The sequence below is a fragment of the Bradyrhizobium sp. genome (assembly GCF_004799405.1).
In the GTDB taxonomy this organism is placed as follows: Bacteria; Pseudomonadota; Alphaproteobacteria; order Rhizobiales; family Xanthobacteraceae; genus Bradyrhizobium.
In genome coordinates this window covers 13,349-38,630 of record NZ_SSMW01000121.1, presented here as the reverse complement: position 1 = coordinate 38,630, position 25,282 = coordinate 13,349, and the positions used below count along the sequence as shown (strand labels likewise).

The 25,282-nt window shown below is 59.7% G+C and carries 23 protein-coding genes; 6 read left to right on the top strand and 17 right to left on the bottom strand.

From position 1 onward, the window contains the following. Positions 1-5: 5 nt before the first annotated feature. Genes E7813_RS18795 through E7813_RS18780 form a run of 4 tightly spaced genes read right to left on the bottom strand, consistent with a single transcriptional unit; the run spans position 6 to position 3,987 of the window. Positions 6-1,568 carry a carboxyl transferase domain-containing protein gene (locus tag E7813_RS18795; protein WP_291576406.1) on the bottom strand — a complete coding sequence of 521 codons (1,563 nt, stop codon included), beginning with the start codon at positions 1,566-1,568 and terminating at the stop codon, positions 6-8. A 7-nt stretch (positions 1,569-1,575) separates the two neighbouring features. Continuing rightward, positions 1,576-1,797 carry a biotin/lipoyl-binding carrier protein gene (locus tag E7813_RS18790; RefSeq protein ID WP_291576404.1) on the bottom strand — a complete coding sequence of 74 codons (222 nt, stop codon included), beginning with the start codon at positions 1,795-1,797 and terminating at the stop codon, positions 1,576-1,578. A 30-nt stretch (positions 1,798-1,827) separates the two neighbouring features. Next, positions 1,828-3,357 carry a carboxyl transferase domain-containing protein gene (locus tag E7813_RS18785; RefSeq protein ID WP_291576402.1) on the bottom strand — a complete coding sequence of 510 codons (1,530 nt, stop codon included), beginning with the start codon at positions 3,355-3,357 and terminating at the stop codon, positions 1,828-1,830. An 18-nt stretch (positions 3,358-3,375) separates the two neighbouring features. Continuing rightward, positions 3,376-3,987, bottom strand: a complete 612-nt coding sequence (locus E7813_RS18780) for a GntR family transcriptional regulator (RefSeq protein ID WP_291576400.1) — start codon at positions 3,985-3,987, stop codon at positions 3,376-3,378. A gap of 519 nt (positions 3,988-4,506) precedes the next feature. Here E7813_RS18780 and hemE point away from each other — a divergent pair. Further along, positions 4,507-5,550: a uroporphyrinogen decarboxylase gene (gene hemE, locus E7813_RS18775; protein WP_291576516.1), complete on the top strand. Its 1,044-nt coding sequence runs from the start codon at positions 4,507-4,509 to the stop codon at positions 5,548-5,550. 72 nt (positions 5,551-5,622) lie between these two features. Here the strand turns inward: hemE and E7813_RS18770 are convergent, their stop codons facing one another. The 5 genes from E7813_RS18770 to E7813_RS18750 all read right to left on the bottom strand — a co-directional run bounded on the left by E7813_RS18770 (position 5,623) and on the right by E7813_RS18750 (position 10,957). Next, positions 5,623-6,906 carry a TRAP transporter large permease subunit gene (locus E7813_RS18770; protein ID WP_291576398.1) on the bottom strand — a complete coding sequence of 428 codons (1,284 nt, stop codon included), beginning with the start codon at positions 6,904-6,906 and terminating at the stop codon, positions 5,623-5,625. Then, positions 6,907-7,464, bottom strand: a complete 558-nt coding sequence (locus E7813_RS18765) for a TRAP transporter small permease (RefSeq protein ID WP_291576396.1) — start codon at positions 7,462-7,464, stop codon at positions 6,907-6,909. Positions 7,465-7,535: 71 nt separating this feature from the next. Continuing rightward, on the bottom strand, positions 7,536-8,600 hold the full coding sequence (gene dctP / locus E7813_RS18760; protein WP_291576394.1) for a TRAP transporter substrate-binding protein DctP: 1,065 nt from the start codon (positions 8,598-8,600) through the stop codon (positions 7,536-7,538). 60 nt (positions 8,601-8,660) lie between these two features. Further along, positions 8,661-9,665, bottom strand: coding sequence for an acryloyl-CoA reductase (locus tag E7813_RS18755; protein ID WP_291576392.1), 1,005 nt, complete (start codon positions 9,663-9,665; stop codon positions 8,661-8,663). A 26-nt stretch (positions 9,666-9,691) separates the two neighbouring features. After that, the gene (locus E7813_RS18750) at positions 9,692-10,957 is read right to left on the bottom strand and encodes a CoA transferase (RefSeq protein WP_291576390.1); all 1,266 of its coding nucleotides are present in this window, start codon (positions 10,955-10,957) and stop codon (positions 9,692-9,694) included. A 322-nt stretch (positions 10,958-11,279) separates the two neighbouring features. Between E7813_RS18750 and E7813_RS18745 the strand changes: the two genes are divergently transcribed. Then, positions 11,280-12,380 (top strand): CaiB/BaiF CoA-transferase family protein, encoded by a 1,101-nt coding sequence (locus E7813_RS18745; RefSeq protein ID WP_291576388.1) that lies wholly within the window; start codon positions 11,280-11,282, stop codon positions 12,378-12,380. 72 nt (positions 12,381-12,452) lie between these two features. Beyond that, complete coding sequence (locus tag E7813_RS18740) at positions 12,453-13,607, top strand: acyl-CoA dehydrogenase family protein (protein WP_291576386.1); 1,155 nt, start codon at positions 12,453-12,455, stop codon at positions 13,605-13,607. 7 nt (positions 13,608-13,614) lie between these two features. On the opposite strand, the gene E7813_RS18735 is transcribed toward E7813_RS18740, so the two are convergent. Both E7813_RS18735 and E7813_RS18730 read right to left on the bottom strand, forming a co-directional pair. Next, complete coding sequence (locus tag E7813_RS18735) at positions 13,615-14,319, bottom strand: class I SAM-dependent methyltransferase (protein ID WP_291576384.1); 705 nt, start codon at positions 14,317-14,319, stop codon at positions 13,615-13,617. 106 nt (positions 14,320-14,425) lie between these two features. After that, the gene (locus E7813_RS18730; protein WP_291576382.1) at positions 14,426-15,349 is read right to left on the bottom strand and encodes a LysR family transcriptional regulator; all 924 of its coding nucleotides are present in this window, start codon (positions 15,347-15,349) and stop codon (positions 14,426-14,428) included. A 210-nt stretch (positions 15,350-15,559) separates the two neighbouring features. Between E7813_RS18730 and E7813_RS18725 the strand changes: the two genes are divergently transcribed. From E7813_RS18725 to E7813_RS18715, 3 genes are read left to right on the top strand one after another with little or no spacing between them, the layout of a single operon-like run. Beyond that, on the top strand, positions 15,560-16,513 hold the full coding sequence (locus tag E7813_RS18725; protein WP_291576380.1) for a tripartite tricarboxylate transporter substrate binding protein: 954 nt from the start codon (positions 15,560-15,562) through the stop codon (positions 16,511-16,513). Between the two features lie 41 nt (positions 16,514-16,554). Continuing rightward, positions 16,555-17,196, top strand: a complete 642-nt coding sequence (locus E7813_RS18720; RefSeq protein WP_291576378.1) for a tripartite tricarboxylate transporter TctB family protein — start codon at positions 16,555-16,557, stop codon at positions 17,194-17,196. A gap of 11 nt (positions 17,197-17,207) precedes the next feature. After that, the gene (locus E7813_RS18715; RefSeq protein WP_291576376.1) at positions 17,208-18,734 is read left to right on the top strand and encodes a tripartite tricarboxylate transporter permease; all 1,527 of its coding nucleotides are present in this window, start codon (positions 17,208-17,210) and stop codon (positions 18,732-18,734) included. Here E7813_RS18715 and glmL read toward each other — a convergent pair. The 6 genes from glmL to purU form a co-directional block, all read right to left on the bottom strand. Further along, positions 18,731-20,179: a methylaspartate mutase accessory protein GlmL gene (glmL, locus tag E7813_RS18710; RefSeq protein ID WP_291576374.1), complete on the bottom strand. Its 1,449-nt coding sequence runs from the start codon at positions 20,177-20,179 to the stop codon at positions 18,731-18,733. The two genes, E7813_RS18715 and glmL, sit on opposite strands and share 4 nt — an antisense overlap. A gap of 25 nt (positions 20,180-20,204) precedes the next feature. After that, a complete protein-coding gene (gene glmS, locus E7813_RS18705) occupies positions 20,205-20,660 on the bottom strand; it encodes a methylaspartate mutase subunit S (RefSeq protein ID WP_291576372.1) in 456 nt (151 codons plus the stop codon). Positions 20,661-20,673: 13 nt separating this feature from the next. Continuing rightward, on the bottom strand, positions 20,674-22,149 hold the full coding sequence (locus E7813_RS18700; protein WP_291576370.1) for a hypothetical protein: 1,476 nt from the start codon (positions 22,147-22,149) through the stop codon (positions 20,674-20,676). A gap of 129 nt (positions 22,150-22,278) precedes the next feature. Further along, on the bottom strand, positions 22,279-23,109 hold the full coding sequence (locus tag E7813_RS18695) for an aspartate dehydrogenase (protein ID WP_291576368.1): 831 nt from the start codon (positions 23,107-23,109) through the stop codon (positions 22,279-22,281). A 70-nt stretch (positions 23,110-23,179) separates the two neighbouring features. Beyond that, positions 23,180-24,100 carry an NAD(P)-dependent oxidoreductase gene (locus E7813_RS18690; protein ID WP_291576366.1) on the bottom strand — a complete coding sequence of 307 codons (921 nt, stop codon included), beginning with the start codon at positions 24,098-24,100 and terminating at the stop codon, positions 23,180-23,182. A 251-nt stretch (positions 24,101-24,351) separates the two neighbouring features. After that, entirely contained in the window at positions 24,352-25,212 is an 861-nt protein-coding gene (gene purU, locus E7813_RS18685; protein ID WP_291576364.1) for a formyltetrahydrofolate deformylase, read from the bottom strand. Positions 25,213-25,282: the final 70 nt, after the last annotated feature.

Sequence of the window (25,282 nt, the reverse complement as noted above, 5' to 3'; positions counted from 1 at the left end):
GGCGCTTATGGACGCACGCCGTATTTTGGTTTTGGCCCGAGGCTGGTTGCGAGCCTGCCTCGTGCGGCATTTAGAAACCGGCACAGAAATGCCCGGGTCTCGCGCGGATCGATAATGTCCTCGATCGCGAAGGCTTCGGCGGTCCTGAACGGCGAAGCATATTCCCGCAACTCCGCTTCGAGTTCCTTTTCACGCGCGGCCGGATCGGGCGACCGCTCGATCTCACGGCGGAACGCTGCTGCGACACCGCCTTCGATCGGAAGCGAACCCCATTCCGCCGACGGCCAGCCCACCTTCAGGTCAAGACCGTTCTTGTCGCAAGTGGCCATTCCCGCCATGCCGTAACACTTTCGGATAATGACGGTGAGGATCGGAACGGTGGCCTGCATCGCCGCGTGAACGGCGCGCATGCCGTCCCTCAGCGTCGCCGCCTGCTCGGCCTGCAGACCAACCATGAAACCGGGGACGTCGACAAGAAAGACAATCGGAATATGAAAGCAATCGCAGAGATCGATGAAATGAATTTGCTTGCGGGCGGCCGCCCCGTCCATGGCGCCGCCGTAGATCATCGGATTGTTGGCGATGATGCCGACGACCTGGCCGTCCATGCGGCCCAGCGAGGTGATCAACGCGCGACCGAACCTCGGCTGGATTTCAAACAGCGAATCCTTGTCCGCCACCAGACTCATCAACCGCCGCATGTTGTACGGCTTGCGGCGCTCGCGAGGCACGATCGAAAGCAGTTCCTCGTCGGCGCGGTCGGCCGGATCGCTGCAAGCAATCGTGGGCGGAAGCTCCCAGACGTTTTGCGGCATGTAGCTCAGGAACCGGCGGATCTGACCAAAGGCGGCCTGTTCGGTTTCGGCGACGTTGTCGATGGTTCCGGCCAAATCGACCGCAACCTTCGACCCTCCGAGATCTTCCTTGGTGATTTGCTGCCCGAGTGAACGCTTCACCACCGGCGGGCCGGCGGCGAACACTTGGCTGGTGTTTTTCACCATCACGGTGAAGTGCGACAGGATGGCGCGCCCGGCCGGCCCGCCGGCCGCCGTGCCCATCACGCCGCTCACCACCGGCACTTCGCCGAGCAGTCTCACGGATTGCTCAAAGCCGTGAATACCGGGGAGCACCGAATAACCGCGGCGCTCAGCCGAGGTGACGCTGCCGCCCGATCCGTCGATCAGATTGACGAGCGGGATGCGATAATTGTGGGCGAGATCCTCGACGAGTCCGCCCTGCCCGCCCTTTCTGCGCGAGCTGCCCCAACTGGTGCCGCCTCGAACGGTAAAATCCTCGCCGCCGATCGCGACATCGCGCCCGTCGATCCTGGCAAGCCCCATGACGTAGGGCGCTGGCGTCACCGACTGGAGCACCCCATCGGCGTATTTCGCGCTGCCGGTCAGCCGGCCCACTTCCTGGAACGATCCTTGATCGACCAGACCCGCTACCCGCTCGCGGATGGTCATCCGACCGGCGTCATGCTGGCGTGCGACCATCTCGGGACCGCCGAGTTGGTCGGCAAAGGCTCGGCGCCGCGCGATCTCGTCAGCTTCGGCTTGCCAGCTCATGACCGCCTCATGTTTCCAGGGTCACGACGGATTGTCCCTCGGTAATCGCATCGCCCTCCGCGACCAGGATCGAGGCGACCGCGCCTGCCTGCTCTGCGATGACCGGGATTTCCATCTTCATCGATTCGATCAGCACGAGGGTGTCGCCCTCGGCGACCTTCTGCCCGAGCGTCACCTCGATTTTCCAGACCGATCCGCTGACCTCGGATTTCGCTGCGAGCTTGGCCATGTTATGTCGTCCTCTATCGGCTGATGCTGTTCAAAAACTCGTCGGCCAGGCGCGCATCAGATGCTCGCCCACGCCCTTGGTCCGGCGAAGCTGATGAACCTCCAGCAGGCGGATCAAATGGTCACGCGTCTCTTCCGGCCGGATCACCGCCTGGATGCTGAAGATTTCGGCAATTCCATAGACCGAATTGTCGCGCTCCATCTCCCGCAAGGCGTCGGCGAATTCAGGGCTGTCCGGTTGATGCCCGTGAACGATGCGAACCGCAAAATGCGGATCCATGAAACTGATCTCGGCCCCGGGCCACGCCGCCACCTCATCCGAGTTCCGGCCGCCGCCCATGTTGAGGTAGGCCTGGCCGTAGCTCTTGCGCAGGATGACGGAGAGCTTCGGCACCGTGCATAGCGAGAGCGCGTTCATGAAATTCATGATCTTGCCGGGCGCCCGCCGGCGTTCGGCTTCCGGCCCGATGCTGAATCCCGGCGTATCGACCAGCAACACCAGCGGGATGTTGAAGCTGTCGCACAGCACGAGGAAACTCGTGATCTTGTCGCACGCGTCCGTGTCGAGCGCGCCGCCCTTGAACAAGGGATTATTGGCGACGATCCCGATCACCTGGCCGTCGAGACGCGCCAGTGTGGTGACCGCAACCTTGCCGAACTGCGGCTTTAATTCGAACAGACTGTCCCGATCGGCCAACGCGGCGATGATCTTGCGAACGTCATAGACCTGGGTGCGCCGCGGCGGCAGCAATTGTCCAATTCCGGCGGCGTTGGCGCCCGCTCCTTGCGGCACGGCGCGTGGCGGAGATTCTCCGTTGTGGCCTGGCATATAGGACAGAAACTTGCGGAGCGCGGCGATTGCCTCCTCGTCGGTATCGACGAAGCGGTCGACCAGGCCGGTGGTTTCGGCATGAAGCTGCCACCCTCCGAGGGTCTGCGGGTCAACGGTTTCGCTGAGCGCCTGCTCGACCAGGCTTGGGCTCGACACCGCCAATACCGCGCCCTTGCGCATCACCGAGAAATCCGAGCAGCAGGTATACCAGATCGACGAGCCGTAGCAGTCCCCCAGCACGGCGGCCGCCCACGGTGTCTCCCGCATGCGCTGATATTGGGTCGGATCGGCGCCGAGCATGGTGCCCATGCCCCGCGCGCCCATGGTGTCGGGCATACGCGCGCCGGAGGACTCGCCGAAGAAAACGATCGGAATCCCGCGCTGCGTCGCCACGCGCTTGATATGGCCGATTTTCTTGCCGTTGGTGGCGCTGCTCGATGCGCCCATTACGGTGAAATCGTTGGAGACGACGGCCGCTTCGCGGGTATCGATACGTCCGTAACCGACAATCTTGCCATCGGCAGGCGTCCTTGCCTGGTCCTTCGGCGTCACCGAGGTGCTGAGCAGTCCGGCCTCGTGGAAACTGCCTGGGTCGAACAGCAGTTCGATCCGCCGGCGGGCGTCGAGAAAACCCTGTTCACGCCGCCTGGCGAGTTTGGCTTCCCCTCCCATCGCCAGCGCCTTGGCGCGGCGGCGCTCGAGATCATCAGGCTGCGACTGAACGGTCATCGTTGCTCATTTGGTTGCTCACAGTACAAATGACTCATAGCGCTTGAGGTATGCGGCGCCGCTACGGATATTGGCGCGCTTGGCTGCCTCCGCCGCGTCGGCATCGCCTTGCCTCATGGCCCGCAGGACTGCCCGATGCTCTTCCAATCCGATCCGGGCGCGACCCGGCAGCACGATGATGCGCCGGATGATGGCTCGGGTGCGATCCTGAATATTGTCGATCATGTCGGCCAGAACGGGATTGTGCGCGCCTTCGATGGTTCTGCGACGCAGCAACTCGAGTTTGACGATGTAGGCTTCGAGATCGCCGCGCTCGATGTCGTCTTCGATCGGTTTTCCAAATAGATCTACGAGGTCCTGCCAGCTCTCCGGCGCCATCTTGATCGTCGCCAGCCTGGCGCACAGCCCCTCAAGTGCCTCGCGAACCTCATAGACCTCGAAAACCTGGGAAAGATCCAGCCGCTCGACCACGGCGCCGCGTTGGGGAATCCTGCGGATCAGTCCGCGCTGCGAAAGTACGCCGAATACATCGCGAATGCAGGCTCGCGAAACGCTAAACTCTGCACTGAGCTCCGCTTCGAGAAGCTTGCTGCCAGGAGGAAGCTCATGGCGGCTGATGCGCTCGCGCAATGCACCGAGCACATCGAGCATGCGCTTGGTGCCATTCGCCCCCTTGGAACCCCTTTTTGTTGTCATTCCGACAAGCTACCGAGTTCGAAAATGCTGTCAACATTGTAATCAACAATCATGTTGGCAAGAATGTTATTAAATATTTTAGCAAGTTATTACAATGCCTTATGACCACATCGAACAACAATCAACAATTGCAATTTAGACTCGCGCTTGCAAATGCGTGATTTACCGAAGCACGTGCAAGGGACTGCCGAAAAATGACAACCAGTTCGGCCGGGAGACCGGCACAGCCTGTGGCTCCAGCACCTGGTTCGGCTATGGTTCGCCAGCCGCCTCAGTTTCTACGTCACCGGACACCTAGCGAGTCTCCGGCTTTTCGATCGCCCTGCGAATTCCCGTACGACGTCTGCGATGTCGGCACTGGCGACGTCAGGTGCTCGCTCGCGTGGTCAAGACCGTAGCGGCAGTGTATCAGGAACGACAACGCCCAGCAGTCGACCACGGAAGCGCCGCTTGATACAGCCCCCGCCCGCCAAACCCCTCGTTGAAGTGCTTTCAGGCATCAGGCAGCCGGTGCCGCCGCTTTGGATGATGCGGCAGGCCGGCCGTTATTTGCCGGAATACCGCGAAGTCCGCGCCAGGGCCGGCGGCTTCCTCGACCTCTGCTTCACGCCCGAACTCGCCGCCGAAGTGACGCTGCAGCCGATCCGCCGCTTCAACTTCGACGCCGCAATTATCTTCTCGGATATTCTTGTCATTCCCTATGCGCTTCGCCGGTCGGTGCGGTTCGAGATCGGCGAAGGCCCGCGACTCGATCCCCTGGATACACCGGACAAGGTCGGCACGCTGTCATCGTCGGGCGATTTCGCCAAACTCGAACCGGTGTTCGAGGCACTGCGCCGCGTTCGCCGCGAACTCGATCCAAATATTGCGCTGATCGGATTCTGCGGCGCGCCGTGGACGGTCGCAACCTACATGGTGGCGGGACAGGGCACGCCGGATCAGGCGCCGGCACGGATGATGGCCTATCGGCATCCGGAAGCATTCGCGAAAATTATCGATACCATCGTCGAAACCTCGATCACTTATCTGCTGGGACAACTCAAGGCCGGCGCCGACGTGCTGCAGATCTTCGACACCTGGGCCGGCGTGTTGCCGCCGCGCGAATTCCGGCGCTGGTCGGTTGAGCCGACAAAGCGCATTGTCGAAGGCGTACGCGCCAAAGTGCCGGACGCGAAGATCATCGGGTTTCCACGCGGCGCCGGCGCGTTGCTGCCAGGCTATGTGGAAGCGACCGGCGTCGACGCCGTCGGCATCGATTGGACGGCCGAGCCGTCGCTGATCCGCGACAAGGTGCAGAATAGCGTTGCGGTACAAGGCAATCTCGATCCACTGGCCCTGATCGCCGGCGGCGATGCGCTGGATCGCGCGATCGACGATGTGCTGGCGAATTACGCGCAAGGAAGGCTGATCTTCAATCTTGGCCACGGCATCCGGCCAGAAACCCCGATCGCGCATATCGAGCAGATGGTAAAGCGGGTGCGAGCGTATCGGGGTTGATGTTTCTCACCCCCATGGCCACCCGGTTACATGAGCGGCGACCGGGGCATCATCCTGCCAACGTATCCCGGCCTACATTCGCGAAGGAAGCCAGAGCGAGATGGCCGGAAATGCCAGCAGCAGTCCGAGCGCGATCAGATGCGCGACGAAATGAGGCCAGATCCCAAGGAATACTTCCGTCACGGGTCTCTCGGCATATCGCGCCACGATGTAGCAATTCAGACCGACGGGCGGCGTGACCATTCCGATTTCAGCGGTCACGATCTTGACCACGCCGAACCAGATCGGATCGAAGCCAAGCGACACCACCAGCGGCACCACGATCGGGACGGTCAGGACCAAAATCGCGATCTGATCCATGAACGAACCGAGCACGATATAGCCGCACAGCAATATTCCGATGATCACCCAGCGTGAAACAGCCAGACCGCCAACCCATGCCACCAGGCTTTGCGGCACCTGGGCCAGGGTAAAATAATAGCCGAAGATGTGGGCGCCGAGCAGGATCATCGAAATCATGCAACTGCTTCGCGCCGCGCGCCAGAAAACCGGGCCGAAGTTTTTCCGGTTCAGCGAGCCGCGGGTCGCCGCGATAAGGAATGCCCCGAACGCACCGACGGCAGACGCTTCCGTCGGCGTGGCGATGCCGGTGTAAATCACGCCGGTCACCCCCGAAAACAGAAACAGCATCGGACCGACGACGCGCAGCATCCGCAGCCGGACATCGAGCGGCACCACCGGGACGATCGGCGCGCGCGCAGGCTCCAGCCAAACCAGAATGTAGATCGTCAGCATGATGGTGAGAGTGATGAGGAGGGCCGGCAGAATCCCGCTGATCAGCAATTTGCCGATACTGACGTCGGCCAGAATGCCATAAAGCACCAGCGCCACGCTGGTCGGCAGCAGCATGGCGAGCGTTCCCGAAATCGCGACCACGCCGGCGGCCATCTTCGGCTCGTATCCTTGCTTCAGCATGGCTGGAAGGCTGGTCGAGGACAGCGTGGCTGCGGAAGCCGCGCTCGATCCGCAAATGGCACCGAAGCCGGCGCCGGCAAGTGCGGTCGCCATTCCCAGTCCCCCGGGTACCCGTCCAACCCAGGCGGCGGCGGCCAGGAACAGGTCTTCCGCCACGCCGCTCACCAGGACGAATTCCGCCAGCAAAAGAAACATCGGTATCGTTATCAACTCATACGAACTGACCGTCGAAATGGAGGAAGTCTGCAGGATGCCGATCAGGGCAGAGGCCCCGCCGACGAGGTAGAGGCCGGCGCACCCGCTGACCGCCATGGCAAAGCCGACCGGCATTCCGATGCCCAGCAGGCAAAACAGGACGGCGACCACCAGCGCGGTAACCACCTATTCCCCCGTCAAAATCGGATGATCACCATCATCCGGGCGCGCCGACGGGATGAGTTCGGCTCCCGAGGCAAGCACGGCTACGTGATTGATCGCGGTCAGAATCAGCCGCATCACGATGAGCGCCGTGCCAACCGGCACGAAGATCGTGGATACCCAGGTCGGCCAGTCCACGATCGAAGAGATCACGTCCTCGCCGGAATATTGCGTCCAGGCCAGCCGCAGGGTTATCCACGCGATGACGGTGAACAGTCCCGCGGATAAAATACAGATGAACAGATTGAGCGAATGCTTGACCTTCGGGCTCATGTAACGCTGCGCGAGATCAACGCTGATATGCCCGTGTTCCCGGAAGGTGCGCGACAGCGCCAGATAAAATATCGAAATGGTGAGATAGATACTGACGACATCGTAGGCCCATGACCATGGGCGGCCCACCACATAACGCAAGGCGACGTCGCTTGCGACAATCAACATGATGGCGCCGAGGCCGGCTGCGGCGAGCGCGCCGCAGAAATCCTCGACCTTCGAGAGCATCACTTCTGTACGCTTGAGCAACGAAATACCGCCCCAATGAAAATCGATAAAAGCGCGCCGCGTAATTCAGCAAATGCGCATGATCGAAGCAATCAATGGCCGGGCGCCGGAGCCGTTTTGTCGCTGCCGCGAACCTTTGCCATCTCGACATCCCATGCCTGCAACGCCTCGGTCCCCGGTTTTCGGCGGCTGTCCAGCCGCTTGGCCCATTCCGATTTGACGCCCGCGAGCAGCACCCGCCAGCGCTCGAGGTCGGCGTCCGATGGCCTGGTCGCCTTGATCGACGACGACAGGACCTTCTGCTCGGCGAGCTCTTCGCGATCCATATAGGCGCAATAGTTCATGCCGGCTTCCTGCCCCGCCTGATCCATATCCTTTTTAAGGTCATCCGGGATCGCCTTCCACTTCTCGGCTGAAATCAGAAATGCGGTGGCTACCGAACCAACCCCGACGCCTTCGGTTGCGAACTTGATGGACCCGACAAGGTCGAAAGACTTGAGGCTGAGATACGGATACATCGCACCATCGATGGTCCCGCGCGTCAGGGATTCGTGAATGTCCGGCCCCGCGAGCCGTATGGATACCGCACCGAGCTGAGTCAGTGCGATGTCGCTGGCGCCGCCGGCGCTTCGCAGCTTCAACCCCTGGATGTCCTCAGGCTTGTCGAGTTCCTTTTTCGACGTGAATATCTTGTACGGCACCAGGGGTGCTGCCATCAGGACGTGGACTTTCTGCGCGTCATATTCGTTTTTCGCCAGGAACTCTCCCGGACGCGTCAGCGCATAGAACACACGTGTCCCCTCGCAGGAGCTGGTGATCTGGCCGGGAAGTTCGGAAACACCCGATAGCGGGAGTTTGTCCGGAACGTATCCCGGCACCACATCGGCCATGTCCGCGACTCCGGTCTGCACCAGCGCCAGCAAATCCTTGGCCTTGCCGAGCTGCTCGGCGGGATACCACTCGAACTTGATCCGGCCCTTGGAGAGTTCGGTGGCACGATCCATGAAGAACTTGCCGCCCTGGACCGCGGTGTAATGCGATGGCGGGACCGCCATGGCGAACTTCAGGGTTACGGTGTCTTCGGCGCGCGCGTTCGCCGCGGCGCAGGCGATGACTGCAAAGGCCGTCGCGGATAAAACGGTATGGGTCCGCTGCATATTCGTTTCCTCATCCTGTTTTATTTTTATCAGATATCCGATCCGGTCTTCCGATATCGGTCAGGGCGCCTTCGATCCGACCTCCACAACCACCCTTCCGACGGTCGTGACATCGAAAAACCGGTCCATCGTCGTATCAAGCTCCTCAAAGGCGATGGGCCGGGAAATCTGTGCCAGATGCGGCGGTTTGAGATCGGACGCCATGCGAGACCATAGCCGCTTTCTTTCGTCCATATGCAACTGACGCGACACGTTGATCCCGAGAACATCGATCGAACGAAGCACCCATGGCAATACCGTCGTCTTCAGTTCCGCACCAACCGCCATGCCCGCGACCGCCAACTTGCCGAACGGCTGCAGCCGGGCAGCCAGCCGGTCGAAATAGATCCCACCGACATTGTCGAGTGCGGCTGCGAACAGCGGGGGCGCCAGGGGCGCGCGGTCACCCAGCAAATCCTCCCGGGACATGATCCTGTGGGCGCCGATCGTTCGCAAAAAACCTTCCTGCTCGCGCTTGCCGGAAATCGCGACGACATTGAAGCCAAGCTTGGCAAACATATCGATGGCGAGGCTTCCCACGCCGCCGGTGGCGCCGGAGATGGCGACAGGGCCGTCCTGCGGTTTGACGCCGGCTTTTTGCAGACGATCAACTGCCAGTGCAGCAGTCAATCCGGAAGTCCCCAACCCCATCGCTTCATAAAGACTGAGACCGGCCGGAAGCGGCACGATCCAGTCTCCCGGCACGCGGGCGTATTCGGCATAGGCGCCGTCCTGCGTGGTTCCGAGCTTGTAGTTCGTGACGATGACCTGATCGCCGGCGTGAAATCGGGCGTCGGCGGACGACACGACGACGCCCGACAGATCGACGCCGGTCACGCACGGCCGGTCGGTCCTGACGTTCTTTCCAACACCTCGCGCCGCCATCGCATCCTTGTAGGTGATGGCCGAGAACGCGGTTTTGATAACGACGTCGCCCTTGTCCAGATCATCCAGCGTCAAGCGCTCAAACCTGCAAACCGGCTTGCCGTCGATGGTATGAACGCGAAACGCCTTAAACTTGTCCATTGCAGATCCTCAAATCCTTGCGAAACCTAGAGCGTTGCAGTCGCCGGAATAGCTCGATCGCCCTGCTGAGGTTCGCAAAATACAATCTTGTCGCGTTCAAGCGTGTCGATCTCCTGGTCCGAGAGCCGCGCAAAGCGCCGCAGGATTTCCCGGGTATCCTGGCCTGTTCGGTGGCCGGACCAAAGCACGCTTCCAGGTGTCTTCGAAAGTTTCGGCACCACTCCGGCGAGGGTCACGGTTCCCAAATCATCGTCCGGCACTTCGAGCAGCATGTCACGTGCGCTGAAGTGGGGATCACGGAAGATGTCGGCCATCGTGAATATCCGGCTCGCCGGAACGCTGGCGGCCTCCAGAATGCGCTCGACCTCCTCGAGATCGTGGGATTTGGTCCAGTCCGCTACGATTTCATCGATCTGATCGACGTTTTCAGATCTTACATTCTGCTCGGAGAAGCGTGGATCGGTGGCCAGATGCGGCATTTTCATCGCACCGGCCAGACGCCGGTACACGGGATCCGCCAGTGCTGCAATGTGTATGAACTTGCCATCCCTGGTCGAATACAGGCTGTTGGGCGCGCTGTTCGGCAGTCGCGCGCCGGCACGCATGGTAATCGCGCCGGTCTTTTCATAATCAGGCACGGACGACTCCATGAAACTGAAAGCCGAGTCGACCAGGGACGTATCGACAATCTGGCCCACACCGGTTTTCTCGCGCGCCAGCAGCGCCATCACCGTGCCCAACGCCGCATAGAGTGCGGTGATGTAGTCGGTGAGCGGCATGGCAACCCGCGACGGCGGGCGATCGGGATCGCCGATCAGGGAGCGAAGGCCGCTCATCGCTTCGCCGATCACCCCATATCCCGGCCGGTCGCGATATGGACCATACTGTCCGTAGCCGCTGATGCGGGTCATGACGAGATCGGGCCGCAGCAGCTTAAGGTCGTCGTAACCGAGGCCCCAATTTTCCAGGGTACCGGGCCTGAAATTTTCAACGACCGCGTCGAATTCCGGAATCATCCGCTTGAGCAGAACCTGCGCTTCGGGTTTGCGAAGATCGAGCGATGCAATGGTCTTGTTGCGGCAGATGCTCGCCGCGTAGAGGGATTTGCCGTCAACGGTCTGTCCGAGTTTCCGGATCGGATCTCCTTCGGCGGCCTCGATCTTGACGACCTCCGCGCCGAAATCAGCCAGCAGTCTTGTGCAGAACGGCCCCGCTGCCGTCGAACCGAGCTCCAGCACCTTATAGCCCAGCAGCGGACCGGTTCTGCTGGGCGACGTATCTTCGGCACTCATGGATTTCCTCAACCTGTTTTAGGGTCGCAAGATAGGCCTAATTACAATGTTGTAAAATACGAAATCTTGATGCTTCCATATCGTGATTGATATGTACTGAGACGCCTCCGACGCTATGTGCATGGCTCGAAAAGCTTTGCGCTTTTCGACTGGCGCAAGCTCGAAATCGACCCGGGAGCTTTCCGCGGGAATTCAGCGCCGAAAGCCCGCGTCGGAAAAGCCCGTCATACCAATTCGGTAATAATTTTATCCGGCTTTGTCATTTTACGCACACCGGCCCAGTGTCTAGCATCCGGCTAAACGGAACGACCGGGAGGCTGCTTTGGGGCCACTAAAGGCGATCAAGGTCGTTGAGCTTGCGGGGGTTGGCCCGGGGCCGATGTGCGCGATGCTGCTTGCCGATCTCGGCGCCGAGGTGCTGCGTATCGAGCGCCTGACGCCAAGCGACCTCGGGGTTCCAAGACCCCGCCGGTTCAACTTGACGCTCCGGGGTCGAAAGACGATCGCGCTCGATCTCAAAAGCCCCGACGGCAAAGAGACGATGTTGAAACTGGTGGAGCGATCCGACGTCCTGATCGAAGGTTTCCGGCCCGGCGTCGCCGAAAGGCTCGGGCTTGGTCCGGCCGATTGCTTCAGCCGCAACCCGATGCTGATTTACGGACGCATCACCGGTTGGGGTCAGAGCGGTCCGCTCGCCAACGCCGCCGGTCACGATCTGAATTATATCGCCCTGACCGGCGTATTGAGTACGATCGGTCGCCGCGGGCAGCCGCCATCTCCTCCCCTGAACCTTGTCGGCGACTTCGGCGGAGGTGCCTTGTATCTTGCCGTCGGAATTCTGTCGGCGCTGCTTGAGCGACAGCAAGCCGGCCGTGGCCAGGTCGTCGACGCCGCCATCGTCGATGGCGCGGCTTCACTCATGACGCAATTCTATGGAATGGCAGCCGCGGGCCTGTGGAGTGAGGAGCGCGGAACCAATGCGCTGGATTCGGGCGCACCGTTTTACGACGTCTACGAGTGTGCCGACGGTCGCTTTGCGTCGGTGGCGCCGATCGAGCACAAATTTCTCGTCGAGCTGGTGGCGCGGCTGGAGCTTCCGCAAACGGCCGCCTACCTCGCGCGGGACGTTCGAAACTGGCCCCAGCTCCGCCTGCTGTTATCGGACAAATTCAAGAGCATGCCGCTCGATCACTGGTGCACCATTCTGGAGGGAACAGATTCGTGTTTCTGTCCGGTCTTGAGGATCGACGAAGCCCCCAATCATCCGCATCTGAAACAGCGTCGGACATTCATCGAGATCGACGGCATCGTTCAACCGGCGCCCGCGCCACGTTTCAGCCGGTCGGTGCCGGAGACGCCCTGCTCTCCGCAAGCTCCCGATCCGGAACGAAGTCGCGAGATTGTCGCCGAATGGCTGTCATAGCCGTTCAATCCGCAAGGCGGCGCCCAACAGAGCGGCGCTCAAAGAGCTCGCGTTCGCAAAGAGGTTTGAAAAATGGATTTCTCACTGACGACCGAACAACAGATGATGGTCAGTGCCGCCAAGCGCATGGTCGAAACCGAAATACAGCCGGTGCTCGATGCGAACGATCGCGACAAGGGCTTGCCCAAATCCGCCGTGCTCAAAATAATGGCCAAGGCGTCAGACCTCGGCCTGACTTGCGCTCGCATACCCGAGGCCGGCGGCGGGGTCGGCATGAACATGCTCGACTACGGGCTGATCGGCGAACAGATACCGCCTTGCGTTGGCCTGATCCTGCAGCCGCATGAAGCGACGACGACCCGGATCTATTTTGGCTGCTCGGAAGAACAAAAGGAAAGATACCTGCCCGATCTGATGTCGGGACGGCGCATCGCCTGCACCGCCAGCACCGAGCCCGATGTCGGTTCCGACCCGGGTGGGATCAAGACCCGGGTTACCGAATCCGGCGAAGAACTTGTCATCAACGGCAGCAAATTGTGGATTTCAAATGCTCCGATCTGCGATGTGATGAACGTAACGTGCCGGCTGACCGCTGCGGATGGCAAGTCGAGCGTGGTGCGTGTCCTCGTCGATCGAAGCGAATCTGATTTTTCGACAAGGGAACTGGACATGCTCGGCCTGCGCCAGGCCCCATTGGGTGAGGTGTCGTTCAACGACTGCCGCGTTCCCAAACGTAACCTTTGCCCCGATACCGGCGACACGGCAAAGTTGCTGACGTTGACCTGGCTGGCCAATCGTCCGCTGGTGGGGTTGATGGCGGTGCACCTTGCGCAAAAGGCGCTGGACGCCGCACGAAGCTATGCCGGAATAAGAAAGCAATTCGGCCGTTACATCGGCGGATTCCAGCTCATTCAAAATGATCTTGCGGAAATCGAGACCGCGGTCCTGAGCAGCCGGCTGGTCTGCTACAACGCACTCGCTGCGATCGACCGCGGGGAACGCGCCAACGGCCTTTCCGCAATGGCCAAACGTTACGCCGTCGACGCCTGCGACCGGGCCATTGCACTGGCGATGCGGATTCACGGCGCGATAGGACTGAGCCGCGAACTGGGCCTTGAGCAGATGGCCCGGGACGTCCGCACGATTTCGATCCCGGACGGAACGCCGGGCATTCTGACCTTAATTCAAGGCCGCGAACTGACCGGCATCGATCCGTTCCGCGGCTAACCAGCTATTATTGCCTCGGACGCGAATAAAGCTTGACCAGGACCGGCTGATCGAAGTTTCCGCCGTCTTGCGCGAAAAGTTCGTCAAACCGCCTGATCACCTCGGGAGCCTCGACGTCCCTGGCGTCGTATCCGTTGAATCGAGTATTCGCATTAGTGCGCCTGGCGAACGCCTCAAAATCGGCGAAGACACGACGCTCCGCGTAATGAAATATCTCGGCCGCCTCGAACTCAGGTTCGACGAATTCTCCGAGCGCCGCCTGCGCATTTGTTCTCACCTGCATCTCGTCATGGAACGGCTGGGTGAGGTGGTACAAAGGCCCCTTCGCCAGGGGCTCGGCGACATAAAGCCGTCCTGAAGACCGGAGCAGACGTTTCGCTTCTCCAAGGGCTGCCGCGAGAGCGGTGGGCGGCACATGGTGCAATGAAAAGATGAAAGTGACGATGTCGGCCATGCCCGCCGGCAGCGGAACGGCTTCGGCTCCCGCCTGCAAAATGCGAAAGCTGCCGGTTGCGAGCCGCTGCTCCGGCACCGGCGCAACCAGCGGATCGACGCCTATGACTTGGGCACCCTTAGCCGCCAAGCCCCTGGCGAAATATCCTTCGCCGCAACCGAGATCGATGACCTGAAGACCGCTCACATCGCCGGCAATATCGAGCAGCGCATCGACATGCGTCCGTAATCCGAAATTGCGTTGCCGGCCGGCGCTCATCTGCGATCGCTCTGCTGGTGAGAATGATAAACCGGCTACGCCCTGACATGAAATCAGAAAGCGGAATGTTACCATGCCAATGTCGACATGGCAGAGCGGCGCTTGATTATCGCCGCTTGATCCTGGGCGATGGCTTGGCCGTACCGAGATATTGCGTGTCCTTCATAATATGTTCCGCCAGCACTTCGCACGCGTTGCTGATCTCGCCCCTTGGCTGCCGGAACATCGCATATTCCATCCGGATCGACGGCTCAAAGGCCCGGCTGACAAACGAATCGTCGACGGGCTTTCGAACGAAAGGATGGACGATGGACACGCCGAGGCCCGCCGCCACCAGTTGGCACATCACCTCGGTATTGTGGCATTCGAACAGCATCTCGCGGGTAATGGCCAAGCGGTCGAAAACATCATCGACGCGCTGCCGCAGCAGGGTTTCGCGCCGCGCCGAAACGAATGGTATACCGGCCAGATCCGCGGCCTTGATCTTCTTCCGTTGGGCCAGAGGATGCTTTACCGGCAAAATGCAGATCGCCGGCATCGCGCCGAGGGTATCGATCGTCAGCGAAGGCGGCGCTTTCACCGGCAACGTCGCAAGCGCTATGTCAAATTGACGCTCGTGAATGACTTCCTCAAGCCGTGCGCGGTTGAGCATGTCGATCGTGATCCGGACCTTTGGGTAGGCTGCCGAGAACCGCTTGATCGCGGTCGGAATCAGACTGTTCACCAGCCCATAAATCGAAACGATCCTCACTTCTCCCTTGGGATCCCTTCGCAAACCTTCGGCGATGCCTCCGAGCTCGCGCATGGCCGAAAGCACTTGCTCCGCCTTCTCGTAAAAGCGGACCCCCTCCTCCGTCAACCTGACGCGGCCACGGTCGCGTCGCAAAAGCTGGCAGCCGACCTCTTCTTCAAGTTGCATGATCAGGCGGCTCATGGCGGGCTGGGTGACGCCGAATAGCTGAGACGCCGCGGTCATGGTTCGGCTCGACAGGACATAGTTCAGTGCTTGCAGTTGCCGAAGCCTGATCATGGATTTCCCTTATACCAGCCTGGATATAAAAGCATCAGAATTTCGTATTTTACAACATTCGTATTCGCCCTATCGTCCCGGCTGGACATCTGCGTCATCGTGACCAAATGACGTTGCAGAACAGCACGCTAAGCTGACGGACAAGCCGGCGCGGCGCTGCAGCATTGTATAAAAATGCGGACGCGACAGTCCGACCGGTGGAGGAGGAACATGAGCTATTACGCAAAGCTGTTGATCGCAGCCGTCGGCGTCGCGCAGTTGGTTGCCGCCTGCCCGGCTGATGCCGCCGATGTTTATCCCAACCGGCCGGTTGAATTCATTGTTCCCTGGGGCGCCGGCGGCGGCTCCGACCAGACTGCGCGGGAGTTGTCGAAACTGCTGCAGGCCGAGCTCAAGGTCTCCTTTCCGGTGGTCAACGTACCCGGCGGAACCGGAAACGCCGGCATGGTGAAGATGCTGTCCGGACCGAGCGACGGCTACTCCATTTCACTTCTGGCATGGGATACCTTCGCGCTATTGGCCAGCCGGCCGCCAAAATGGAAAATGTCGGATTTCATTACGCTTGGAATCGTCATTCAACTGCCGTCCGGCTTCTACGTTTCGCAGGACAGCGATTACAAAAGCTGGGCCGACGTCGAAAAGGCGGCCAAGGCAAATCCGGACGGGCTAAAGGTTGCGATTTCCGGATTCGGCAGCCCCGACGATCTGACTATTCATCAGCTCGCGAAACAAGGCATCGTACTCAAAGCCGTTCCCTATGCCGAGCCGGGCGAACGCTACAGCTCATTGCTGGGTCATCACGTCGATCTGCTCTATTCGCCGATCGGGAACATCGGCAGTTTCGTATCCGGCCAACAAATGCGGCCGATCCTTTTCTTCAGCGACGAACCGATCAAGGGTTTTGAAGACGTCCCGACCGCGAAACAATCGGGACATGACATCAGTCTCCCGCAGCGCCGCGCCGTCATCGTGAAGGCCGACACCCCGCCAGCACAGGTAAAGGTCCTTTCAGATGCGATCGCGGCTGTTGTCGCAAAGCCTGAATATGCGGAATTTCTGAAACAGGAGCTGGCCAGTCCGGCCAGTTATGTGCCCACCGAAGCCGCCGCTTCGCTGATGGAGAGCGACCTTGCTGCAATGAAGAACATGGCCGCTGGCAAATAATGCCTCACCTGGGGTATATCCGAGAAGTGGATCCCGACCCCATGAGTGCGCCACCGCAACATGAAGCGCCGATTGCGCCCGCACACGATGCAGATCCGGAACGGCAAACCGTACGTCGCCCGTTGCGGACAAGGTTGCTTGCAGGTGCTCCCTATATCATCACCGTTGTTGCGGCCGTTCTGCTTCTGACCAAGGCGAGACAATTCGAGTTCGATCGTGTACCGGGACGTATCGGTCCCGACGCGTGGCCAAAACTGGTATTGCTGCTGACCATCATGGCAGGAGTGTGGGGGATCCTGAAAACTTTCCTGTTCGATGACGCGTCGTCGAACGGGGTCGGGAAGCAGGCTGATCTAACGGCATCCGACGCCGGCCAGCCGGATGTCGCCTACATCGACGAACCGGAAATTCATCCGGCACGGGTCTGGGCAGCCCTGGCGGGAACGTTGGCCTATCTCTGGATTCTTCATTATCTCGGATTTTTCATCAGCACTTTTATCTTCCTGGCATTCGTTATCTACACCGGGGGATACCGAAGATTCACCTGGCTGTTTTTCATCTCGCTGTTCGGAAGCCTGTTTTTCATGACGATCTTCGTTCGCGTCGTCTATGTCTCGCTTCCCATCGGCATTGAGCCGTTTTCAACCGTCTCCCTGGCCCTTCTGGCTATCCTCAACCTCTAAGGCCCCGGGAAATGGAAACGCTTCATCTGCTGTCCCAGGGAATGATCCACATCATCGCGGATGGCTACCTGACGATGCTGGTGATCGGCCTGATCGTCGGCATGGCTGTCTCCGTCATGCCCGGCCTCGGCATCGTGATGGGCATCGTGCTGGCGTTACCCTTCACCTACAGCATGGCTGTCGAACCCTCCATCATCATGCTGACCGCCATCTACATGTCGGGAACCTACGCCGGGTGTTTCACCGCGATCCTGTATCGAATCCCGGGGGAGCCGAATGACATCCCGATGCTTTGGGACGGCTACAACATGTCCCGGAACGGACAGACCGCTGAAGCTCTCGGCTGGGCATTGATATCGGCATTCATCGGCGGAATCGTATCGACCGCCTTCATGGTCGGTTTGGCGATCCCGCTCGGCAAACTGGCGCTGCAATTTTCGACCGCTGACTATTTTGCGGCGGTTTTTCTCGGTCTGACCTCGGTCGTTTCGCTTGCCGGAGCTTCGATCGTCAATGCGTTTATCGGCCTGTTCATTGGCCTGCTCATTTCTACCGTCGGCGTCGACAGCATTTACGGCTCGGAGCGGTTTACGTTCGATTCCCCAATTCTGGTGAACGGGATTCCCTATATTACCGTACTCGTCGGCATGTACGGTTTTGGCGAGGTCCTCACCCGCATCGGACGAAAGCCGATAAATTTCTCGAAGGTCGGAGAACCGATTCGAACCAACACGGCTTTTCCATCGTTGAAGCAGATATGGGACATCAGGGAGACTTTGCTGCGAAGCACGGTTCTCGGGACCTTGCTCGGGATCGTGCCCGGCGCAGGCGCAACCGTTACGTCGTTCATCGCCTATGGAATCGAAAAGCAATACAGCAAGCGGCGCGACCTGCTTGGCTCCGGGCTTCCGGAAGGCATCGTGGCACCTCAGATCGGATCGACGGCTTCTGTCGCCGGTCACATGGTGCCTTTGCTAACTCTCGGTATCCCCGGAAGCGGGGCCACGGCCATCATCCTTGCAGCTTTTCTTTTGCACGGCGTGCAGCCCGGACCGCTGCTGCTGTCTACCGCCCAATCCAAACTGACGGTCTATACGATCTTTGCCTCCATGTTCATGGCCGTCGTCGGAATGTGCCTGCTGAGCTTTCTGTGGATCCGGGTCGTCGTCAGGGTGCTCAGTATCCCGCCGGCGGTTCTGGCTGCCGTTGTTATCATGTTCAGCCTGCTCGGCACCTACGCCAACCGAAACAGCATTTCCGACATGATGCTGATCGTGGTGTTCGGCGCGCTGGGATATGCCTTCGAAAAATTCAAGTTTCCGATCTCGCCGCTGGTGCTGGGAGTGGTGCTCGGACCTCTCGCGGAGAGCTCATTCATGCAGACCATGATCAGCCACGACAACGATTTTACCGCATTCTTCAACGGTCCGATCCGGGGCACCTTCATGGCGCTCTCGCTGGCCGCGCTGTTGTTCCCGGTCGTCAGGAACAGTTTGAGCCGCCGCAAATCCTCGATGAGCCAGACGGTGTCGGACTAGGCGGGCGTCACCGGCGGCAAAAGCTGCGAAGAGGATGACGGCGGCAACAGAACCTTGCTGGCAATATCAAACGCGGCGTCGGGGAATTCCTCGGCCAGCAATCCTATTCCATACAGCAAATAGGATTGGTCGATCAGGAACTTCGGTCCATTGGGGATCAGTGCAACGGGAGCTTCGGGGGTTGAAACGGCTCCCTGCAAGGCGAATTCGCCGTGCTCGCCATAGGCAATAACCCCGCCAACACCAATGACGGTCGAGACATCTCCGAGATCCTTGCCATACTGCACCAGCGCCAGTCCTGCACCGGTATAGACTTCCTTTACCGAGCCGGCGTGACGCTGGATCGCGATCCTGATCGCGGACCGCGCCAACGCCGCATCGAGCGCCGCTTCCTGCGCGCCTCGAGGAACATGATTGGGATCGTCCGACACCCTTTCGGCATAGGCCCGGACATCGTCGGCATTCAGCCCTCCGGGGTGAAGCGTATTTGCGAAATCACAGATAGCGTCGGCGCCGATCCGCTCGACAATCGTCATCGCATTGATACGGACGCCGAGATCGCCCTCAACGGTACGCTTGAGAAACAGCTCGGGCAATCCACGCCGAATCACGCCGGGCCGGGTTGGCGCGCCGTTGCTGGCCGAATGGACGTCCGTGGTGGCGCCACCGACATCTACAATCACGACGTCCCCCAGGCCCGCCCGCTTTGGAGGACCTTCGGCCAGCAGTTGACACGCCCTCAGGACGGCCGCCGGCGTCGGTATGATCGGCGTGACCAAATTCAATTCCTGCGCGACCCGTTCGATGCCCTTTGCCTGCGTGATGTGTTTGACGAACAGCTCACGGATGAGTTGATGAACTTCGCCCACCTCTATCCGATCGATCTCGGGGAGAATGTTCGCCGCCAATGTGGCGTTGCGTCCGGCCCGGGACAGAATTGAAACGCAGTCTTCGGCCACGAACTGATTGCCCGCGACGATGACAGGACTCGCCAATCCAAGTTCCGCCAGCGCCCGCGCATTATGCAGGATGGTTTCCTCGTCACCGCCGTCGATTCCTCCCGCCAGCAGGATCAAATCGGGCCGCGCGGCCGCAAGCGACGATAAAACGGATCGCGACAGCTTATGACCGAAAGCCCCGACGATCTTGGCGCCCGCGCCCAGCGCTGCCCGCTGCGCCGCCTCGAGGCTTAGTGAAGGAACAAGACCGACGACAACCATGCGAAGGCCACCGGCCGCGCTGCTGCAGACCCGCGCCGGAACCCTGGTGAGGTCGTGGGAGGTATGTTGCTTGAGCCGGGCAAGCACGGCATGAAGCCCGATCGCGACATCGGACTCCACCGTGCTCGGCTGATATGCGATCCCGACCACCCGCTGCTGCGCGAGATCGAACAGGCTGCCCTTGGTAAAGGTGCTGCCAAAGTCAATCGCTAGGGCAAGGTCCATAATTGTAATGGATCGTCCGTTCAGTTCAGGATGACAGACCGAGATCTTTCTTCAGGTCCGAAATCGCGGTTTCGGCCTTGGTCTGCGGCGGATAGACCCGATCAAAGCCGTAACCCTTGAACAGCGCCTCGGTCTCGGGCCAATGCTCGGGATCGGTAACGAGGATTCCACCGAGATAGAGTTTTACATGGCCGAGTCCGGCTTCCTTGCACTTGTCGCCGAAATCGGCGCAGTCGATCCGGCCCATCCCGTACATCGAGGATACGAGAATCGCATCGGCCGCGCTCTCCTTGGCGGCCGAAATGAATTCTTCCGGCGGCACCACCGCGCCGAGAAACACCACTCTGAATCCGGCTTCTTCGAACGCGAACCGGAGAACCGAGCTTCCGACGATATGGGCATCGTGGCCGATCGTGCCGAGGACAATAACGGGTTGGCGCCCCGACGGCCGCGCTGCGGCCACTTCCCCCGATTGTTTCATGCTGCTTTCCGGACTATTCACGTGCAGCGATCTCCTCGGCTAGAGAACGGGAAGCCCATGTCGCCTCCCGGATGATCCAATTCACGCCCGCGGTGGTATTTTCCTTGCGCTCGCGCTCGGCGATACGGGAGCGGTGATATTCGATGACTTCGTTTGGAAGCGGCATCAGGCCGTGGTCGAGATAGCGAAGCGCGCCGTTGCGGTCACGCACCACCTTGACCTTGCTCTTCAGGAATTTGTAAGGCGAAAACATCGTGTCCAAAGCACCGGACAGGATTGCGCGGGCTCCCCCGATCGCAAAGTCGCCGTCTCCCAATTCAAGCACGCGTTTCATGATGGAGCGGACTTCAAGCTCCATCATGTTGCGTTCCAGCGACAAATCCTCGGAATCCGGCAACCGCTGGTCCGCGATCAGGCGCACGATCTGCCCGCAAATATGCAAACCTTCGCGGAACCCGGCCGCCGTCGGCGTCGTGGAAGCTTCATCGGGCGACTTGATGAACATGCCGTTGCAGCCCGCCAGCGCCGACACCGCCGCGTTCCATGCAAGCTGACCGGACATCTGGCCTCGCTCGAGCGGCCAATCGCCCAGAAAGAAATAGGTCCAGGAAAATATCTTTACGTCGTTGCAGCCCATCTGATCGAGGTATTCACGGGAAAGCTTGCGAAGAACCTGAATTGCCGCGACGTCCTGAAGCAGGTTCATCCCAATTCCAAGGCTGAGATCGATCCATTTCACGCCTTGTGCCGCCGACAGCAGGACTTCGAGCAGCGCCACCGTGACCTTAAAACCCAGAGAATCCCATCCCGGCAAATTTGCCGATGCGCGCCTCAGGATTGGCACGCCATTCTCGGTGAAATGCGCGGCAAGCCGATCGATATATTGTTGGTTGTGAATATTCTTGTCGACCGGATAGTCACGCGAATGCTGGATCAGTTCCTCGATGCTCTTGATCGTTCCCCAGGTCCAGCCGCCCGCCAGCGCGAACTCCCACGGCAGCCGTGCATCTTCGTCGTTGTTATCGGTGCCGATGGCGGCGCGAGTTGCTTCGTTGACCGCGCGGGCGCCGGGAACGCCATGCGCCACCAGAGGATAGCCGTTGAGGTAGGAAAAGCCCTTTGCCCTGCTGCGATCGACTGCATCCTGCGCCTTCGCGTATTCCGACTTTCGCGTGTAGGTATCGGTCAGCACGTACCAGCGATCGGGGCTGAGATCCTCGGAATGTTTGATGTGATCGACGGTCTGCTCGACCAGCGCATGACCGACCTGAGGCACGATCTGAATTCGTCCCTCCTTTTCGGCTTTTTCATTGCGCAAGGAGGCATATTTCCAGGCGGGCTGGGCCTTGTGGTAAGCGATGGCCTCGGCGATCGAATCCGGACTTTCGATTTGCTTTCCGGTAGGCCAAAGACCGACTACTTTCCGCCTTTCAGACAGGAAGTAATCCCAATCCCATTGCTTCATCCTAAGATCGATACCGGACAGCATCTGTCCTCCCACTTGCGCAGCCGTGTGCGGCTGTCTTTTTAGCAGGATAAGGCGATCCTGAATGTTGTAAAATACGAAATATTGATGTTCTCATATCCAAGTTGGTATACGACGGTAAACGATTGAAGGTCAGGTTCCAACACGCAGGGATGCACGCCACTTATGAAGATAGGCAATAACCGAGAGCGCGGTGATCAAGCCCGTCTTTGGGTTTTCCGACGGCACATTTTCGATCGACATCGAAAAGCGGGCAGTATCGGATTCCACATCCACGCGATGCACGTTACGCGTTAACCCTGGATCGGCCCAAATTTCGAGCTTGGTCCGATCGGGACCTATGCCGGCAAGCGAGAGCGCGACAGCGACATTCAGATTTGCCGGGAATCCTTTTGCGGCCTCGCGCGCCGTACCATCGAATATCTTGAGCGGTTCGGTAATCCTTTCGATATCGATGTTGTTTTCGACGATATAAGGTGCGCCAGCAAGACCGGTCACCGGTTTTCGCGTTACCATGCGGACAGAGTGGATGGTCCCGACCGCGGCTGCGGTCACAGCGTCGAGGCCAATGAGAGCCCCTGTCGGCACTACGATTTGACCGCCGTTCTGTTTGGCAAGATCGACAAGATCTTCATTGTCGAGAAGCGCGCCTGCGCTCAGGACGATCGCTATCTTTCCGCCTGTTACAAAGGGAGCGACAATCGACCTCAAGAGTTCGGCCGGGGCGCATTCGATGACGACATCGGCTACATCGCAGAGCCCATCGATCGGCAGGACGGCAGGCGGACGCCTCAAGGAGGCCAGCCTGCTGCGGTGCTTTTCGGCATTTTGGACCGACACGGCGGCGAGCACCAACCCGTCTATGCCGCGGTCAAGCGCCTCGACTACTTTCATGCCGATGGCTCCCAACCCAACTACTGCAACGCGCAGATCGGCCGCCGAACGTTTCGATAAATTTGCCATTGGCTGACCGCTCTCTACTGGAGACAAGACCGCAACGTTGGGGACACGCGATTCTCGTAGAGCATATTGGCTAGCCTAGCTTTCCGCGCTTGCTGTCACCGGACTTTACCTCCACTCCGGCCCATTGCTCCACTGGCTGAACGATTTGTGTAATGTCCGAGTCGGCACCATTGAGCGCTTTTGCAATCCCGACCAGTTGACGCACGGCATTGCCGACGATCATCGGCACGCCGAGGCGTTCAGCCTCTTCGAGACAAAGCCGTACGTCCTTGTAGAGAAGCTCGGTCGCAAAACCAAAATCAAATTTTCGGGGCAGCACGCAGCGCGGAAACTTGTCGGCAGTCGCGGTATTGCGGCCGCTGCCGGCATTGATCACGTCAAGCATGACCGCCGGGTCGAGCCCGGCCTTCGTCCCCATCACGAGAGCTTCCGACGTAATCGCGATGGCAGTTGCCGACAGAAGATTGTTGCACAACTTCATCGTCTGCCCGAGACCCGGTTGTTCACCGACCCAAAATACCTTGCCAATAGCGCCAAGGATCGCCGTCAATTCGCCGGCCAACCGTTTCGGGCCCGAAACCATGATTGCGAGCGTTCCTTTTTCGGCACCCGATGGGCCGCCGCTCACCGGCGCATCGACGGCGACGATGCCCTTCTCTTCCAGACCCTTGGCAACCTCGATCGCAATGCGCGGACCGGTCGTCGACAAATCGACGAACATTTTCGCCTTGCTGCCCGCCACAACGCCATTTGACGCAAGCGCAACCGCCTTGACGATGTCGGGTGTCGGCAAACTGACCATGACGATCTCGGCTTGAGACGCGACATCCGCCGGTGAATGCGCCGCACTTGCGCCTTCCGAGGTAGCCTTCTGCAATGCGCGTGGGTCGGCATCGTAGACCACCACTTTGTGACCGGCCGCAACAAGGCGTCGTGCCATGTGGCTGCCCATGCGGCCAACGCCGATGAATCCGAGAATTTTATCTGTCATCCGCTCGTCCCTGAGTTTTGGGCAAATCCCGACGGCGGCCGACAGTCGTCCCACCGTTCCCTATTTCAAGATTAATGCTTTTGCCGCTCATGGCATACATATTTTGAAATCCAAACAGAGGCCTGGGGTGACCCCGAAGGATGTACCAACCCTTTTTGCCAGGAGTGGTGTGGTCTGCCTTGGCCAGCCGACCAGGGCGCCGCGGATGAGGAAAGATTCAGCGAGCGCCTTTCCGTCGATTAGTCGCGCGGTCAGTCCCGGAACACGACGGTGGTCTTCCCGTTAGGGAGCGCCCGCCCGTCAAGATGGAATGCGACGGCCCGGGCAAGTACCCTGCGCTCGATGTCGCGGCCTTTGCGAATAAGATCGTCAGGACTGTCCTGGTGACTGACCCGCTCGACGTCCTGCTCGATAATCGGCCCTTCGTCGAGATCGGCAGTGACGTAGTGCGCCGTGGCGCCGATCAACTTGACACCACGTGCATGCGCCTGGTGATAAGGTCTGGCGCCCTTGAATCCCGGCAAGAAGCTATGGTGGATGTTGATACACCGTCCGGAGAGAAAGACCGCAAGATCATCTGACAGGATCTGCATATAGCGCGCCAGCACAATCAGTTCGGCCTGGGTTTCCAGGACGATATCCTTGATTTTCGCCTCCTGTGCAGCCTTCGTGTCCTTCGTCACCGGCAGATAATGGAAGGGCAAACCGACGAGGTTGATGGCATCGAAGGTCTCGCGCGGGTGATTTGAAATGATTCCGACGACATCCATCTTCAACTCGCCGATGCGCCAGCGATAGAGCAGATCGACCAGGCAGTGGTCGGACCTGGAAACCATCAACAATACCCGCTTGCGCTCGCTGCGTGCACGGATTTCCCATTTCATGTCGTAGCTCGTGGCAATCGAGTGGAAATCAGTCGTCAGTCTCGCCACGTCGCCCCCCTTGGGCTGATTGAAGACTACCCGCATGAAGAAAAATCCGGTGGCGATATCGTCGAACTGATGGGCTTCCTGGATGTTGCCGCCGTGTTGAAAAAGCGCGGTCGAGACCTTCGATACGATGCCCGGTTGGTTAGGACAGGATAATGTGATCAGATACTGCTCAGCAGACATGGTGGGTCTTTTGCGGTTGGAGGGCGGGTATTCGTTTATCCCGGCAGAGCCTGAGCACTGCCGGGAGAAT